Source organism: Streptosporangium sandarakinum (assembly GCF_013409935.1).
In the GTDB taxonomy this organism is placed as follows: domain Bacteria; phylum Actinomycetota; class Actinomycetes; order Streptosporangiales; family Streptosporangiaceae; genus Streptosporangium; species Streptosporangium nondiastaticum.
In genome coordinates this window covers 3725958-3742810 of record NZ_JACCCO010000001.1, presented here as the reverse complement: position 1 = coordinate 3742810, position 16853 = coordinate 3725958, and the positions used below count along the sequence as shown (strand labels likewise).

Annotated in this window: 13 protein-coding genes; 6 read left to right on the top strand and 7 right to left on the bottom strand. The window is 73.8% G+C overall.

What is annotated here, in order from left to right; translation table 11 throughout:
• Nucleotides 1-42: 42 nt before the first annotated feature.
• The 3 genes from HDA43_RS16925 to HDA43_RS16915 form a co-directional block, all read right to left on the bottom strand.
• On the bottom strand, nt 43-786 hold the full coding sequence (locus HDA43_RS16925; protein WP_179821869.1) for a YoaK family protein: 744 nt from the start codon (nt 784-786) through the stop codon (nt 43-45).
• A gap of 19 nt (nt 787-805) precedes the next feature.
• Complete coding sequence (locus HDA43_RS16920) at nt 806-2020, bottom strand: ammonium transporter (RefSeq protein ID WP_179821866.1); 1215 nt, start codon at nt 2018-2020, stop codon at nt 806-808.
• Nucleotides 2021-2211: 191 nt separating this feature from the next.
• The gene (locus tag HDA43_RS16915) at nt 2212-3129 is read right to left on the bottom strand and encodes a LysR family transcriptional regulator (protein WP_179821864.1); all 918 of its coding nucleotides are present in this window, start codon (nt 3127-3129) and stop codon (nt 2212-2214) included.
• Between the two features lie 71 nt (nt 3130-3200).
• On the opposite strand from HDA43_RS16915, the gene HDA43_RS16910 reads away from it, so the two are divergent.
• Nucleotides 3201-4217 (top strand): YeiH family protein, encoded by a 1017-nt coding sequence (locus HDA43_RS16910; RefSeq protein ID WP_179821862.1) that lies wholly within the window; start codon nt 3201-3203, stop codon nt 4215-4217.
• A gap of 167 nt (nt 4218-4384) precedes the next feature.
• On the opposite strand, the gene HDA43_RS16905 is transcribed toward HDA43_RS16910, so the two are convergent.
• Complete coding sequence (locus HDA43_RS16905; protein WP_179821860.1) at nt 4385-4756, bottom strand: hypothetical protein; 372 nt, start codon at nt 4754-4756, stop codon at nt 4385-4387.
• 239 nt (nt 4757-4995) lie between these two features.
• On the opposite strand from HDA43_RS16905, the gene HDA43_RS16900 reads away from it, so the two are divergent.
• Complete coding sequence (locus HDA43_RS16900) at nt 4996-5856, top strand: 3-methyladenine DNA glycosylase (RefSeq protein ID WP_179821859.1); 861 nt, start codon at nt 4996-4998, stop codon at nt 5854-5856.
• An 88-nt stretch (nt 5857-5944) separates the two neighbouring features.
• Here HDA43_RS16900 and HDA43_RS16895 read toward each other — a convergent pair whose 3' ends face one another.
• Together HDA43_RS16895 and HDA43_RS16890 are read right to left on the bottom strand one after the other, a co-directional pair.
• A complete protein-coding gene (locus HDA43_RS16895; protein ID WP_179821857.1) occupies nt 5945-7747 on the bottom strand; it encodes a glycoside hydrolase family 15 protein in 1803 nt (600 codons plus the stop codon).
• Between the two features lie 79 nt (nt 7748-7826).
• On the bottom strand, nt 7827-8921 hold the full coding sequence (locus HDA43_RS16890) for an enolase C-terminal domain-like protein (RefSeq protein WP_179821855.1): 1095 nt from the start codon (nt 8919-8921) through the stop codon (nt 7827-7829).
• Between the two features lie 143 nt (nt 8922-9064).
• Here HDA43_RS16890 and HDA43_RS16885 point away from each other — a divergent pair, with 143 nt between their 5' ends.
• The 4 genes from HDA43_RS16885 (at nt 9065) to HDA43_RS16870 (ending at nt 15696) form a co-directional block, all read left to right on the top strand.
• Nucleotides 9065-10831: a thiamine pyrophosphate-dependent enzyme gene (locus HDA43_RS16885; protein ID WP_179821852.1), complete on the top strand. Its 1767-nt coding sequence runs from the start codon at nt 9065-9067 to the stop codon at nt 10829-10831.
• Nucleotides 10832-10836: 5 nt separating this feature from the next.
• Entirely contained in the window at nt 10837-13875 is a 3039-nt protein-coding gene (locus tag HDA43_RS16880; RefSeq protein WP_179821850.1) for an FAD-binding and (Fe-S)-binding domain-containing protein, read from the top strand.
• Nucleotides 13876-14029: 154 nt separating this feature from the next.
• Nucleotides 14030-14641, top strand: coding sequence for a MarR family winged helix-turn-helix transcriptional regulator (locus HDA43_RS16875; RefSeq protein WP_179821848.1), 612 nt, complete (start codon nt 14030-14032; stop codon nt 14639-14641).
• On the top strand, nt 14638-15696 hold the full coding sequence (locus tag HDA43_RS16870) for a glucose 1-dehydrogenase (RefSeq protein ID WP_179821845.1): 1059 nt from the start codon (nt 14638-14640) through the stop codon (nt 15694-15696). Before HDA43_RS16875 ends, HDA43_RS16870 begins: the two co-directional genes overlap by 4 nt.
• Before the next feature lie 137 nt (nt 15697-15833).
• Here HDA43_RS16870 and HDA43_RS16865 read toward each other — a convergent pair whose 3' ends face one another.
• On the bottom strand, nt 15834-16811 hold the full coding sequence (locus HDA43_RS16865) for a DUF5996 family protein (protein WP_179821842.1): 978 nt from the start codon (nt 16809-16811) through the stop codon (nt 15834-15836).
• Between the last annotated feature and the right edge of the window lie 42 nt (nt 16812-16853).

Genomic DNA, 16853 nt, shown 5'->3' with positions numbered 1-16853 from the left:
CCGCCGGAGAGGAGGGTCCGCGCCGATCCGCGGAAGGCGTCCTCAGCGCCAGCGCTCCGCGCCGGGACGCCTGGCGGCGACGTACGCGATCAGGGTGCATCCGGTGAGGATGACGACCGCCGTCCACAGCGGGGCCACCGGGAAGAGCAACCGCCGCAGCGTGCCCGAGACCAGGGCGCCGGCCAGCAGCGCGCAGATCGAGACGAGTCTCCGGCCCTGCCTGGCGGGCACGACGGACTCGGCGAACAGCGAGGTGAGCGTGGTCGTGACGACCGTGGTGTTCAGGTCGGACACCCTGATCCCACGTACGACCGCGTACTCCCAGCCCAGGGAGAAGGCGAGCATCATGATGACCGGCCATCGCGCCCGGGGATCGGCGAACCCGTACCGGGAGGCCAGGATCGAGGCGCCGCAGACCAGCACCGTCTGGACCGCGGTGCCGGCGGCCAGCAGCAGGCCGCGGTGCCGGTGCCCGGGCCACGACAGGATGGTTCTGCCGCCGCCGGCCGCTCCCGCCGCGAAGGACATGAGCGACAGCGCGGAGGGCAGCGGCGTGCCGTGACCGGCCAGGCCGAGGCCGAGGCCGAGGCCGAGGCCGAGGCCGAGGCCGAGGCCGAGGCCGAGGCCGAGGATGATGACGTTCCCCGTCATGGCGGCGACGAAGATCTGGCCGAGGTCCAGGAAGCTCACCGCGTCGATCATCCCGGTCGTGAAGGCGAGCGCGACGAGCACGTACGGCAGGGGCCCGTCGGCCCGGCCGCCGCCCCGCGTGCCGTCGCCGGTCACGGCCCCGCGCCGGCCGGTCTCATCCGATCCGCAGCTCGGTGTCGAGGCCCGCGGTCTCCTCGCGGGGGCTCGGGCGGAAGGTGAACAGGACTTCCACGGCCTTGCCGATGAGGTAGGTGAGCACGAAGGTGTAGAAGCCGACGGCGAGGACGGCGACCACCTGCTTGCCCAGCAGGGAGACCGAGCCGCCGTAGAGGACACCGGCGACGGGCTTGGCGTACTTGCCGGTGGCGAAGAGCCCGAGCAGCACCACGCCGACGATGCCGCCGGCCCCGTGGATGCCGACGACGTCCAGGGTGTCGTCGTATCCGACGGTCGTCTTGACCTCCACGGCGTAGGTGCAGACGACGGCGACGACGATTCCGATGATCGTCGCGCCGAAGAGGTTGACGTACCCGCAGGCCGGGGTGATGGCCACCAGGCCGGCGAGCGCGCCGGTCGTGCCGCCCAGCCTGGAGAACCGCCCGAACCGGATCCGTTCGAACAGCATCCAGACCAGCATCGCGACGCAGCCGCACATCATGGTGTTGACCACCGCGTTCGCCGCCAGGGCGCCGTCCGTCAGGGCCGATCCGCCGTTGAACCCGAACCAGCCGAACCACAGCAGCCCCATGCCCGCCATGACCAGCGGGATGTTCTTCGGCTCCGGTGGCCCCTCACGGCGGAAGGACAGGCTCGGCCCGAGCACCAGCGCCAGCGCCAGGCCCGCGATCCCGGAGTTGAGCTCGACGACCAGGCCGCCGGCGAAGTCCAGCACCCCCCACCTGTTGATCCAGCCGTCCCTGGAGAACACCCAGTGGGCGACCGGCAGGTAGACCAGGGTCACCCAGACCGCACCGAAGACCATCCAGGGCCCGAGCCTGACGCGGTTGGCGACCGAACCGCTGACCAGCGCGAGCGTGATGATGGCGAAGACGAGCTGGAAGAGCGAGAAGACGTACATCGGGATGACGCCCCGCAGGACCGACGGGGTGGTCTTGAAGAACTCCCACTCGCCCCAGCCGATCAGGCCGAGCCCTCCCACGTCCTCGCCGAACGCCAGGCCGAACCCGTAGGCGAACCAGATGACGGTCACCACCGCGATCGAGACGAAGCTCATGTACAGGACGCTGACGAGGTTCTTCGCCCGGGCCATTCCGCCGTAGAAGAGGGCGAGGCCCGGCGTCATGAGCAGCACCATGGCGAAGCTGACGAGCACCCATGCGGAATCGCCGGTGTTCAGCCCATATTTCATGCCCAAGCTCCTGGTCCCCGCCAACACCATTAGACATGGGCATTCAATGGACACACGAAACATTTTCCTGAAGCGCCACGAACAAAGCTTCATCCATCGGGGCTTTACCCTTCCCGATATCCTCCGAATGCTTTATCCGGCTTTCGTGAGGAACAAGGGTTTTCACTCCGGGCGGGCCCGTGATTCCACGGTCAGGAGGATGGTGCGGGCCGGCCGGAGGCGGCGGCGAGGCGGACGAGTTCGGCGGCGGCGCCGGGGAGGCGCGTCCGCCTGCGCCAGACCGCCAGCAGCGGCCGGCGCAGGTCGAACCCCGCGACGGGGACCTCGACCAGCCGCCCCTCGCGGAGCTCGGCCGCGACGGCGAGCGCGCTGAGCACCGCCGGGGCGGCACCGGCCTCCACCGCCACCTTCACCGCGGCGTTGGAGGACAGCTCCAGCGCGGGCGGGACGGTGATCCGCCCGGCCATGACGCGGTCGAGGGCGGAGCGCGTGCCCGACCCCGGCTCCCGCACCACCAGCGGGGTGGCCGCGAGATCGGCGAAGCGCAGACGGACCGGGTGACGCGCCCAGGGATGGCGGGGTCCCACCACCACGATGAGGCGGTCGTAGGCGACGTACCGGGTGCTCAGCCCCCGCGGCAGGAACGGCGACTCGATGAAGCCCACGTCGATCTCACCGTCCCGCGCCAGCCGGCAGACCATGTCCGAGTTGACCACGCGCGGCCTCACCTCGACGCCGGGCAGGGTACGGCGGAGCGCGGCCAGCCAGCCCGGCATGAGGTATTCGGCGATCGTCATGCTCGCCGCCACCCGCACGAGCGCGTCGCGTTCCCGGCGGAGGTCCCGGACGCTCGCCAGCAGACCGTCCGCCGCGGCCAGCGCCACCCGGGCCTGGTCGGCGACGATCCGGCCCTGCGGGGTGAGGCGGGAGCCGGTCGTCGAGCGGCGCAGCAGGGTCAGACCCAGCTCCCGCTCCAGGGTGTCGAGCCGGCGGCTGGCGGACGCCTGGGTGATGCCGTGCAGCCGGGCCGCCTTGCCGACGCTGCCCTGCTCGGCAACCAGGAGCAGGAGTTCGAGGCTCGCCAGGTCGGGCCATCGCGCGTTGCTCATGCGGTCACCGTATGACCTGCCACGAAATCGGTGGCTACCGGACCAACATCACACCTGGCAGAAATGCGGACATGACCCTGCCCACCGCGCCTGCACCCGCCACCGGCATCCGCCCCCTCCTGCCCGGACTCGCCGTGTCGGCCGCCGGTGTCGCGGCGGCCACCGGGATCAACGCCCTGCTACCCACCGTGAGCCCGCTGATGGCGGCGGTCGTGCTCGGCGCCCTCATGGCGAACCTCGGAGCGTGCCCGGCGGCCCTGCGGCCCGGCCTCGCGTTCACCTCCAGACGGCTGCTCCGGCTCGGCGTCGTGCTCCTCGGCGCGCAGCTCGCCGTACGGGACGTCCTCGCGCTCGGGCTTCCGGTGGTGCTCCTGGTGGTGGCGACGGTCGCCATCGCCTTCTCCGGCACGTGGTGGCTCGGACGCCGCCTCGGGCTGGGCCGCGACCTCTCACTGCTGGTGGCCACCGGCTTCGCCATCTGTGGCGCGGCCGCGGTCGCCGCGATGAACGGGGTGGCCGACGGCGAGGAGGAGGACGTCATGACCGCGATCGCCCTCGTCACCCTGTTCGGCTCCGTCTGCATCGTCGCCTTTCCGCTGCTCCAGGGAATGCTGCGCCTTCCCGCGGAGAGCTTCGGCGTCTGGAGCGGGGCGAGCGTGCACGAGGTGGCCCAGGTGGTGGCCACGGCGCAGACGGCCGGCACGGCGGCGCTCGCGACGGCCGTGGTCGTCAAGCTGACCCGGGTCGTGCTGCTCGCCCCGCTCATCGCCGGCGTCAGCGTCCTGCGCCGCCGTACGGCCGGGCCCCGGACGGGCGGGAAGCCGCCCATCGTCCCCCTCTTCGTGGCCGGCTTCCTCGCGATGGTCGCGCTGCGCAGCCTCGGCGCCCTGCCCACCGCCTGGCTGGCGCCGCTCAAGACGGCCGAGACCCTGCTGTTCACCGCCGCGCTGTTCGCCATGGGAACCGCGGTCAACCTGCGGGCGCTGACGCGCACCGGCCGCCGGGCCGTCGTGCTCGGCGCCCTGTCGACGGTCCTCATCTCGCTGGTGGCGCTCGGCGGCGTGATGGTCCTCACACCCGGGGCGTGACCGGCCCGGGGTGGGCCGGGATGAGCGGGGATGGGCGGAGAGACGCGGTCCGGGCGCCCCGGCGGAGCACACCGGGCAGGAGACCCTGTTCACCGGCGGGAACCGCCGGTGAACAGGGGCGACGACGCGGACTTCTCAGCTCCGGTCATCCGCGAGCGGATCCCGGATCAGCAGCACGCGGCGTTGTAGCCGGTGTAGCCGACGTAGCCGGGGTAGTACGAGGGGGCGCAGACGCCCCCGACGAGGGCCGTACCGCCCCAGTAGCCGCCGACGACCGGCGGACCCCAGTAGCCCACGGGGCGGACGAACCCACCCCAGGGACGGACGAAGCCGGCGCCGGGCGGGAAGAAGCCCCCGACGGGACGGACGAACCCACCACCGGGGACGCCCCAACCGGGGCCGCCCGCCGTGAAACCGGCCTGGGTGAGGCCGGTCGGACGGGCCGGGGCGGTGACGGCCGCCGAGGCGGCGACCGGCGCCGCGACGGCGAGCGTGGCACAGACGGAACCGGCCAGAAGGAGCCGGCGGATCACAGTCATATGACCTCCTGTCCACTCACTGTCACTATCTGTGACGATCGCCAGGTTATCGAACCGTTGATCACGGAGCTGGACGCGAGTGGGTCAACGGTCGGCAATCAATGACGGGGTCGCGGGCGCGTGAGCGCGGCGCCGGAGGGCCCGCTCGGCGGCATCGGCCCGCCGGGGCCCCGGGCCCGCGGGGAGCGCGGATCCGGGCCGTGCGGCGGACGCCGTCCGGGCGCGCATACCATGCAGCGGTGGAAGTTCTGGAGCCGGAGGAGTGGCGGGCCCGGGCGGCGGCCTACGAGCGGCGCGTCGAGGCGTGGGTGGCGCCGCACCTGGCGCGCAGGTCGCGGGGCGAGGCCCACCCGGTCGAGGACTTCCTGTTCACCTACTACGGGCATCGGCCCGGACGGTTGCGGCGCTGGCATCCGGGCGCGGATGTGCTGCTCAGGGGCGCGCGCGACCTCGGCCGCGACTACGTCGACACCCCCGAGGGGGCGACGCTCGACGTGGCGGCGCTGATGGACCGGCGCGGATCCTCCGTCGAGTGGATCGCGCGGCTGCTGGCCGCCACCGCGTCCCGGCCGGCGTTCCTCGGCTGCTTCGGCCTGCACGAGTGGGCGATGGTCTACCGGGCGGAGGAGGTACGGCACGGCGCCTGGCCGCTGCGGCTGCCCGGGGAGGAGATCGCGCGGATCGTGGAGCAACGCGGGGTGCGGTGCAGCCACTACGACGCGTTCCGCTTCTTCACCCCCGAGGCGCGCCCGCTGAACGCGTTGCAGCCCACGCGGGAACGGCAGCCGGAACTGGAGCAGCCGGGCTGTCTGCACGCCAACATGGACCTGTACAAGTGGGCCTACAAGCTGTCGCCGCTGGTCTGCGGGGAGCTGGTCGCCGACTGCTTCGAGCTGGCCCGCGACGTCCGCGCCGTGGACATGCGGGCCAGCCCGTACGACCTGGGCCGGTTGGGCTACCGGCCCATCCGGATCGAGACGGCCGAGGGCCGGGCCGAGTACGCCGCCGAGCAGCGGGGGTTCGCCGAGCGGGCCCGGCCGCTGCGCCGCCGCCTGCTGGACGTCTGCGAACGGCTGATGGCCGGCGCCGCCCGCATCTGACTTCCCTGACTCCGCGCGCCCGGACGACCGATGCCGGCCGTACGTGGGACCGGTCCTGTCGGCCGGGGCGGGCCGTCCGGGGGCGGGGTCAGGAGCCGCCCGGGTGTCCGCGGGCGCGGCGGGTGCGACTGTCACCGGCCAGCGCGACCGCGGTGTTGACGATCGACACGTGGCTGTAGGCCTGCGGGAAGTTGCCGAGCTGGCGGTGGTGGACGGCGTCGTACTCCTCGGCGAGGAGGCCGACGTCGTTGCGGACCGCGAGCAGCCGGTCGAACAGCTCCCGGGCCTCCTCCCGGCGGCCGAGCAGGGCCAGCGCGTCGGCCAGCCAGAAGGAGCAGGCGAGGAAGGCCCCCTCGCCCCCGATTAGGCCGTCCACGTCCCCGGTGCCGGAACGGTAGCGATGGACGAAGCCGTCCTCGCACAGCTCGCGCCGTACCGCGTCCACCGTCCCGGCGACGCGGGGGTCGTCGAGCGGCAGGAAGCCGAGCCTGGGGATGAGCAGCAGCGCGGCGTCCAGGCCCGTCGAGCCGTAGTACTGGGTGAAGGTGTTGCGGCCGGGGTCGTAGCCGCGGGCGCAGACGTCCCGGTGGATCTCCTCGCGCAGCGCCCGCCAGCGGTCCGCGGGGCCCTCGCGGCCGTGGTTCTCGACGGCGGAGATCATGCGGTCCGCCGCGACCCACGCGAGGACCTTGGAGTGGACGAAGTCGCGGCGCGGGCCGCGCGTCTCCCACAGCCCGTTGTCGGGCTTGCGCCAGGCGCCCTCCAGGTAGTCCATGAGGACGAGCTGGAGGTCCCACGCGTCGTCGTTCGGCCTGAGCCCGGCGTCGCGCGCCAGCTCCAGGCAGTCCATGATCTCGCCGTAGACGTCGAGCTGGAACTGGGCGGAGGCGGCGTTGCCGATCCGCACCGGCTGCGCCCCCTCGTAGCCGGCCAGCCAGTCGGGGTTCCACTCCGGGATCCGGCGGCCGCCGTCGAGGGTGTACATGGTCTGGAGGTCGGCGGGCTCGCCGGCGACGGCCCGCAGCAGCCAGTCGCGCCAGGCGGTGGCCTCGTCGTCGTACCCGGCGTGCATCAGCGCCTGCAGGGTGAAGGTCGCGTCCCGCAGCCAGCTGTAGCGGTAGTCCCAGTTGCGGGTCCCGCCGGGCCGCTCGGGCAGGGAGGTGGTGGGGGCGGCGACCAGGCCCCCGGTGGGGGCGTAGGTCAGCGCCTTGAGGGTGAGGAGGCTGCGCCGGACGGCCTCGCCGTACTCCCCGTCGTAGCGGCAGTCCGAGAGCCAGTGGGTCCACATCCGCTCGGTGGCGGTCAGGGACTCCTCGGCGTCGGTCCGGTCGGGGCGGGGCAGCCACGACTCCCGCCAGGTCAGCACGAACGGCACCCGGTCCCCGGCGGAGACGGTGAAGGCGGCGGTGGTCCGGTGGGCCTTCTTGTCGGGGCACAGCGGGATGGGGCACTGGAGCCAGGCGGCGTCCGGGCCGGCCACGACGGCGAGCCGGCCGCCCTCGTGGCGGAGCCAGGGCACGACGCGGCCGTAGTCGAAGCGCAGTGTCAGCTCGGTGCGCATCTCGACCCGGCCGCGGACGCCCTCGACGACGCGCACCAGGTCGGGCGCCTCGCCGCGGGCCGGCATGAAGTCCACGACGCGCACGCACCCGTCCGGGGAGTCCCACGTCGTCTCCAGCACCAGCGTGTCGCCGCGGTAGCGGCGTCCGGTGCAGGTCTCCCGGCCGGCCGGCGCCAGCAGCCAGCGTCCGGCGCGCGGGCCGTCCAGCAGCGCGGCGAAGCAGGCCCCGGAGTCGAAGCGCGGCAGGCACAGCCAGTCCACCGAACCGTCCCGCCCGACCAGGGCGGCGGTGTGCATGTCGCCGACCAGCGCGTAGTCCTCGATCCGCATCCCGTGCCTCCTGCCGGTCCGTCCCGTGCCGCCTTCTGGTCTGTCCCGTGTCCCCGCCGATCCCCGGTGGCCTTCCCGGTCAGGCGACGCGGTGGCCGGCGGCGCCGGGCCTCAGGGTCAGGCCGTGGCCGGGAGTGTCGGCTCGGGGGCGCGCGGTCCCCCCGGCGGGGTCGGCGGCGCCGTCGAACAGCTCGGCCTCGATGCGCGCGTGGTCGTGGAACCACTCGACGTGGCGCAGGCCGGGGGTGGCCGCGGCGGCGGGCAGGTGCAGGTTGGGCGCGCAGTGCGCGGACACCTCCAGATGGTGCCCGGCGGCGATCGCGGCGGCGCCGAACCAGCCGGTGTAGCCGCCGCAGCGGGTGGCGTCGATCTGCAGGCAGTCCACGGCGCCCGCCTGGCACATCCGGGTGAAGTAGGTCAGGTCGCTCCCGTACTCGCCGGCGGCGACGTCGGCGCCGATCCGCTCGCGCACGAGGCGCAGCCCGGCCAGGTCGTCGGAGGAGACCGGCTCCTCGAACCAGCTCACGCCCTGGCCGTCGAGGAGGGAGGCCAGCCGTACGGCCTGCTTGGCGGTGTAGCCGCCGTTGGCGTCGACGTACAGCTCGGTGCCGGGGCCGACGGCCTCGCGGGCGACGGCGACGCGGTGCAGGTCGCGGCCGGGGGCGGTGCCGCGGGACTCACCTATCTTGATCTTCACGCGGGGGATGCCCAGCTCGTGCGCCCAGTGCCGGAGCTGCGCGCGGGTGGTGTCGTCGTCGTAGGTGGTGAACCCGCCCGATCCGTAGACCGGCACGTCCGGGCGGGCGGCGCCGAACAGGCGGGTGAGCGGCGTGCCCAGCAGCCGGGCCTTGAGGTCCCACAGGGCGACGTCCACCGCGGAGATCGCGTATCCGGCGGCCCCGGGGCGGCCGGCGTTGCGCGCCCGGCGGGTCATCGCCGTCCAGGTCGCGGGGATGTCCATCGCGTCGGCGCCGGCCACCGTACCGGCCAGGGCCTCGGTGACGAAGACCGCGGCGGCCGCGGGCGCGTAGGTCCAGCCGGTGCCGGTTGTGTTCTCCGCGTCGGCCTCCACCACCACCAGCGTCGTCGCGTCCCAGGCCAGGGTGCCGTCCGCCTCCGGGCGGTCGGTCGGCACCCGGTAGGCCGCGGCGCGTATCTCCTTGATCGCCGTCATCACGCCTCCCCCTCTGTAGCCTCCCGCCGGAAGCCGGGCCGCCATATCCCCGGGACATTTGATCAACGGCAAATCTCGGCAAAAGGCGAGACTTTCCATTCGGCGAACGTTTGGCGGCACCCGCCCGGCGCACGCTCGCATGTATGACCGACATCGCCTCCGAAGTGCTCATCGAACGACTGGCCGCCTGGGGAGTCGACACCGTCTTCGGCCTGCCCGGCGACGGCATCAACGGGATCATGGAAGGGTTGCGCCGCCACACCGACCGGGTCCGGTTCGTCCTCGTGCACCACGAGGAGGCCGCCGCGTTCATGGCGACCGCCCACGCCAAGGCGACCGGGCGCATCGGAGTCTGCCTGGCGACCTCCGGGCCCGGTGGCATCCACCTGCTCAACGGCCTCTACGACGCCAAGCTCGACCATCAGCCCGTGCTGGCGATCACCGGCATGCAGGAGACCAGCGTGCTGGGCACCGGCTACCAGCAGGAGGTCCACCTCGACCGGCTGTACGCCGATCTCGCCGAGTACAACCTCGTCGTGGACAACCCGGCGCAGCTTCCCGGGGTGGTGGACCTCGCGATCCGCACCGCCTACGCCCGGCGCGGCGTGGCCCACCTGTGCCTGCCCAACGACGTGCAGGTGGCCCCGGCCGACGCCGACCCCTACCAGCACGTCGCCCCGGCGCGGCCCCCGGCGACCGCGCCGGTCTACCTGCCCGCGCCCGGCATGCCGCGCCCCGAGGACCTGGAGGCCGCCGCCCGGGTGCTCAACGCCGGCGAGCGGGTGGCGATCCTGGCCGGGGCCGGCGCCCTGCACGCGCGGGAGGAGGTGCTGGCCGTCGCCGACGTCCTGGGCGCCCCGGTGATCAAGACGCTGCCCGGCAAGGCCGTCATCCCCGACGACTCGCCCTACGCGGTCGGCGGGATCGGCCTGCTGGGCACCAGGCCCGGGGAGGACCTCGTCGACGACTGCGACACCCTGTTCATGGTCGGCACCAACTTCCCCTACACCAAGCACCTGCCCGAGCCGGGCAAGGTCCGCGTGGTGCAGATCGAGGCCGACCCGACGCGGGCCGGCGTGCGCATGCCGACCCAGGTGCCGATGATCGGCGACGCGAAGGAGGGGCTGGCCGCGCTGCTGCCGCTGCTGAGGCGCAAGAACGACCGGGGCCACCTGGAGAAGTACCGGCGGGCGATGGACCGCTGGCGCGCCGACATGGCGGCCCTGGAGTCGCCCGACCGCGACCCGATCGCCCCGCAGTACCTGATGGGCTGCGTGGACCGGGCCGCGGCCGACGACGCGATCCTCACCTGCGACTCCGGCACGATCGCCACCTGGGCGGCGCGGCACTGGACGATCCGGGGCGACCGGCGGTTCTACCTGTCGGGCAACCTCGCCACGATGGCGCCCGGCCTGCCGTACGCGATCGCGATGCAGCACGCCTTCCCCGGCCGGCAGGTGATCGCGTTCGTCGGCGACGGCGGCTTCGCGATGCTGATGGCCGAGTTCCTCACCGCCGCGCAGCACCGGCTGCCGATCAAAGTCGTGATCAACAACAACAACGCCCTCGGCCAGATCCTGTGGGAGCAGATGGTGCTCGGCTACCCCGAACACGGCGTGCGGTTCGCCGAGCCGGCCTCCGACTTCTCCGCCTGGGCGCGCTCCTGCGGCGCCTACGGCCGCAAGGTGAAGGCCCCCGGCGACGTCGAGGAGGCCGTACGGCAGGCACTCGCGCACGACGGTCCCGCCCTGGTGGACGTGGACGTCAACCCGAACGAGCCGCCGATGCCCGGCAAGGTCGGTCACGACCAGGCGATCAAGTTCGCCGAGGCGTTCCTCAGGGGGCAGCCGCACCGGGCGGCGATCGCCACCACCCTGTTCAAGGACAAGATCTCCCAACTGGGGAGGTGAGCGCGATGAGCCCGGTCATCCCGGTTCCGGCGCCGGTCACGGCCCGCCCGGCCCAGCCGTACGTGCGGGTGCGCGACCTGGAGCGCGACCTGACCGCCCGGGTGGACGGCGAGGTGCGGTTCGACCCCGGCAGCCGCGGCGCCTACTCCACCGACGGCTCCAACTACCGGCAGGTGCCGCTGGGCGTGGTGGTGCCCCGCACGGTCGAGGCCGCCGCCGAGGCGATCGCGGTCTGCCGGGAGCACGGGGCGCCCGTCACCTCGCGGGGCGGCGGAACCAGCCTGGCCGGGCAGACCTGCAACGTCGCCGTGGTGATCGACTGGTCGAAGTACTGCGACCGCCTCGTCTCCGTGGACGCCGACGCCCGGACCTGCGTCGTCGAGCCGGGGATCGTGCTCGACGTCCTCAACGCGCGGCTGGCGCCGACGGGGCTGATGTTCGGGCCCCGGCCCTCCACGCACTCCCAGTGCACGCTCGGCGGGATGATCGGCAACAACTCCTGCGGATCGACCGCGCAGGCGTACGGCAAGACCGCCGACAACGTCAGCCGCCTGGAGGTCCTCACCTACGACGGCACGCGGATGTGGGTCGGCGCGACCGATGACGAGGAGTACGCGCGGATCCTCGCCGGGGGCGGCCGGCGGGCGGAGATCTACCGCGAGCTGCGGGAGATCGTCGCCGCCGACGCCGGGGAGATCCGCCGCCGCTTCCCCGACATCCCGCGGCGGGTGTCGGGCTACAACATCGACCAGCTCCTGCCCGGCGGGGACTTCCACCTGGCCAGGGCGCTGGTCGGCTCCGAGGGAACGCTGGTCGCCGTACTGCGGGCCGAGCTGTGCCTGGTGCCGGCCCCGGCCGCCGAGAGCCTCGTCCTGCTCGGCTACCACGACATCATCGCCGCCGCCGACGCGGTGCCGCGCATCGCCGCCCACCGTCCGCTGCAGCTGGAGGGCGTGGACGACAAGCTGATCGACTACGAACGGCGCAAGGGCATGCACCCCGACGCCGTGAAGCGGCTGCCCGAGGGCGGCGGCTGGCTGATGGTGTCCTTCGGCGCCGGCTCCCAGCGCGAGGCCGACGAGCGGGCCCGCGCCCTCACCCACGACCTCGGCGGCACCGAGCACGAGCCGCACGTCGCCTTCTTCGACGACGAGAGGACCGAGAAGCAGCTGTGGGAGCTCCGCGAGTCCGGGCTGGGAGCCACCGCGCGCGTCCCCGGCATGCACGAGACGTGGGAGGGCTGGGAGGACTCGGCCGTGCCACCGGAACGGCTCGGCGGCTACCTGCGGGACCTGCGCGGGCTCCTGGAGGATCACGGGTACGGCGCCGCCTCGCTGTACGGGCACTTCGGGCAGGGCTGCGTGCACACCCGCATCCCGTTCGACCTGGTCACCGCCGACGGCATCGCCGCCTTCACCTCCTTCCTCGGCCGGGCCGCCGACCTGGTCGTCTCCTACGGCGGGTCGCTGTCGGGGGAGCACGGCGACGGGCAGGCGCGCGGGCAGTTGCTGCCCAGGATGTTCGGCGACACGGTCATGGCGGCGTTCGGCCGGATCAAGGCGGTGTTCGACCCCGGCGACCGGATGAACCCGGGGAAGATCGTCGCCCCCTACCGGGTGGACGAGAACCTGCGGCTGGGCACCGGCTGGACCCCGGCCGACCCGCGCGTCCACTTCGGCTACCCCGAAGACGACGGAAGCTTCCAGCGCGCCGTCATGCGCTGCGTCGGCGTCGGCCAGTGCCGCAGGCACGACGGCGGCGTCATGTGCCCCTCCTACCGCGCCACCCGCGAGGAGGAGCACTCCACCCGGGGCCGCGCCCGGCTGCTGTTCGAGATGCTCGGCGGCCACGCCGACTCGCCGGTCGGCGACGGCTGGCGCTCCGAGGCCGTACGGGACGCCCTCGACCTGTGCCTGGCGTGCAAGGGCTGCAAGCACGACTGCCCGATGAACGTCGACATGGCCACCTACAAGGCCGAGTTCCTCTCCCACCACTACGCCCGCAGGCTCCGCCCGGCCGCCCACTACTCGATGGGCTGGCTGCCGCTGTGGGCGCGCCTGGCCGCGCTCGCCCCGCGGGCGGCCAACGCGCTGGCCCACGGGCCCGGCACGGCGGCGCTGCTCAAACGGCTGGGCGGCGTGGATCCGGCCAGGACCCTGCCGGCCTTCGCCGGCGCCCGCTTCAGCGACTGGTACCGGCGGCGCGGCCCGCGCGGTGGCGGGGAGCGCGGGCCGGTGCTGCTGTGGCCCGACACCTTCACCGACAACTTCGCCCCGCGGATCGGCCGCGCCGCGGTGGACGTCCTGGAGGAGGCCGGATACCGCGTCCTCGTCCCGCCCCGCACGCTGTGCTGCGGACTGACCTGGATCTCCACCGGCCAACTCGGCGTGGCCCGGCGGGTGCTGCGCCGTACCGTGCGCGCGCTCACCCCGCTGCTGCGCCGCGGCGTGCCGATCCTCGCGCTGGAGCCGAGCTGCGCCTCCGTGTTCCGCGACGACGCCGCCGGGCTGTTCCCGCACGACCGGGACGTGGCCCGGCTGGCGGAGCAGACCCGCACGCTGGCCGAGCTGCTCACCGGCGCCGAGGGGTGGGAGCCGCCGCGGATCGGCGGGACGGCGGTCTCCCAGCCGCACTGCCACCACCACTCGGTACTCGGCTACGACACCGACCGCCGCCTGCTGGAACGCGCCGGGGTCCGTCTCGACGTGGTCGGCGGCTGCTGCGGCCTCGCCGGGGACTTCGGCTTCACCGCCGGCCACCACGAGGTGTCGATGGCCTGCGCCGAGCAGGAGCTGCTTCCCGCCGTGCGCGCGGCCGGGCCGGACACGCTGGTCCTCGCCGACGGGTTCAGCTGCCGGACCCAGCTCGAACAGGCCGGGACCGGCCGCCGGGCGCTGCACCTGGCGGAGGTCCTCGCCGCCGCCGGGCGGGACCGGGCCGAGGGGACACGGGCGGACGGGTCCGGGACGCGTGCGGACCAGGCGGGAGCGGACGCGACGCGGGCGGGGGCGGACGGGACGCGGCCGGTTCGCGGCGGGAGGTGAGAACCGTGGAGCACGGGGAACTCACCACGTCGGTGACCGTCGCGGGCCGCGACCCCGGGACCGGAGAGGACGCGCCGCGCGGGCGGTCACCCGAGGCCGCACCCGCCGGGAGCCCCCGGCGTCCGCGACCGGCGGCCCACCCGAGAAAGGCGCGATGAACACCGACGAAGCCCGCGACACCGCCGCCGGACCCCGGAACGGCCTGGCCGAGGAGGCCTGGCGGGTCGAGGAGGCGTCGCTCGCCCTGGTGGAGATGACGCTCAACGCCGTCGCCGAGGACAGCGACCTGTCGGTCACCCAGCTGCGCGTGCTGCTGGCGGTCGACCGGCACGGCCCCCTCAACCTCAGCGCGCTCGCCGCCCACCTCGCCGTGTCGGTCTCCGCCGCCGGCCGGCTGGTCGCCCGGCTCGACGACGCCGGGCTGCTCACCCGCCTGCTGTCCCCGCACAGCCGCCGTGAGATCAGCATCGACGTCACCGCGGCCGGCCGCCGGGCCATCGGTCACCTGCGTGCCGCCCGCCGCCGCCGTATCGCCGCCGCGCTGACCCGCCTGCCGCCCGGCACCCGGCGGGCGCTCGCCGGAGCCCTCACCGAGTTCACCGCCGCCGCGCGGACCGACGAGGAACCCGCCGCCGCGCGGACCGACGAGGAGCCCGGCGCCGCATGGACCGGCGAGGAGCCCGCCGCGCGGACCGATGAGGAACCCGGCGCCGGGCACGCCTCGGACCCGCCGTACACCGACCGGACCACCAGGAGGAACCAGTGACCACGCGCGCCCTGACCGTCGTACCGCAGCGGAAGGACTCGCTGGCGGTGACCGACGTCCCCGACCCCGAGCCCGGCGAGAACGACCTCCTCGTGGACGCGCTCGCCCTCGGGGTGTGCGGGACCGACCGGGAGATCGCGGCCGGCGACTACGGCACGGCGCCGGCCGGCCGGGACCGCCTCGTGATCGGCCACGAGTCCCTGGGCCGCGTACGGCGGGCACCGGACGGCAGCGGCTTCTCCGCGGGGGACCTCGTGGTCGGCGTGGTGCGGCGCCCCGACCCGGTGCCCTGCGGCGCGTGCGCGCGCGGCCAGTTCGACATGTGCCGCAACGGCCGCTACACCGAACGCGGCATCAAGGATCTCGACGGCTACGGCAGCCGATCCTGGACCGTGGAGACCGACTACGCGGTCAAGCTCGACCCGGACCTCGGCGAGGTCGGCGTGCTGATGGAGCCGACCAGCGTGGTCGCCAAGGCGTGGGAGCAGGTCGAGAAGGTCGGCGGCCGGTCGTGGTTCGAGCCGGAGGCGGTGCTGGTCACCGGCGCGGGGCCGATCGGGCTGCTGGCCGCGCTGCTGGGCGTGCAGCGCGGCCTGGACGTCCACGTCCTGGACGTGGTCACCGAGGGACCCAAGCCGCGGCTCGTGGCCGACCTCGGGGCCACCTACCACTCCGGTGACCTCTCCGACGCGGCCGCCACCGTCAAGCCCGACATCGTGATCGAGGCGACCGGGGTCAGCCGGGTCGTCTTCGACGCCATCACCGCCACGGTGCCCTACGGCATCGTCTGCCTGACGGGCGTCTCCCCGTCCGGGCGGCGGCTGACGGTCGACGCGGGCGGCCTGAACCGGGAGATCGTCCTGGAGAACGACGCCGTGATCGGGTCCGTCAACGCCAACCTCGACCACTACGCCGCCGCCGCCGAGGCGCTGGCCAAGGCCGACCGCGACTGGCTCGGCCGGCTCATCACCCGGCGGGTGCCGCTGGAGCGGTTCGCGGAGGCGTTCACCGCCGAACCCGACGACGTCAAGGTGGTCATCACCTTCGAGGACTGATCCGGGCACGCCGCACGGGCCGGGCACGCCCGGGTCCGGAGGCCGCCCGGTGGCACGGCCGGGGTGCCACCGGGCGGGGACACGGCGCGGACGGCGTGCCGCCAGCGGGCGGTGTGCCGTCAGCGGGCGGTGTGCCGTCAGCGGGCGTTCCGGGAGCCCGAGGCGGCGGGCGCCCGGCCCGCGGCCCGGCCGGCGGGCGGGGGCTGGGCCCACTGGAGCGCCTCGGCCGGCCAGTCCTGCAGGCGCGCCGCGGCCTCGAAGGTGGACTGGGCGAAGTCGAGGATCGCCCGGCGGGGGTCGGGGGCGTTCCTGACGTCGTCGTAGCGCAGCACGAACTCGCCGAAGGCGTCGTCATAGTAGGCCGCCTCGGGCAGGACGGACCGGTCGCGGAAGCCGGGAGGCTCGGGATAGGCGTAGGAGTAGAACACCGGCTGGTCGATCCGCGCGCCGTTGATCCACGTTCCGCCCGGCCAGAAGCCGAGGTCGCTCTGCTCGGCGTTGAAGCTCAGCCTGGTGACGGGGTCGGCGTCGGCCGGCGGTTCGGCGGGCCGGCCGGAGTAGCGGGTGGTGGACAGGTCGAACGCCCCCCAGTAGAACTGCACCGGGCTGCACTTGCCGGTGAACCGGGCCCGGAACTCGGCGAAGACCTCCTCCACCCGCAGGAGCACCTGCCAGAACCGCTGGACCTGCGCCGCCTCGTAGGTGGAGTGGCGGTCGTCCCGGTCGAACCGTACGGGGTCGGCGAACTCGACCGGCATCGTGCGGATCTCGACGTCCACCCCGAGGTGGGCCAGGGAGCGCAGGACCTCGGCGTAGAAGTCGCGCACCGCGCCGCCCAGCGCGATCGTGCGGCTCCCTCCGTCGGAGGTCTCGATGTGCAGGGAGTGGTCCAGCAGGTCGAAGCAGATCTCGAAGGTGCGCTCGCCGTACGGGATCGGGCCGGTGGAAAGGCCCCGGGCCGTGAGATGGAACGCCACCTGCCACCAGTGGTTGACCATCGGTCGCAGGGCGAGCGAGATCTTCCCGACCACCTGCGCGTACATGTGCAGCGTGTCGTAGGTGTGCTGCCATCCGCTCACCGGCAGCGCCGGCCATCCGTTCCCACGCTCGGCCATCACACCGCTCCTCTCTTCCTCTTGTCTTCTCGTCCCGGAGTC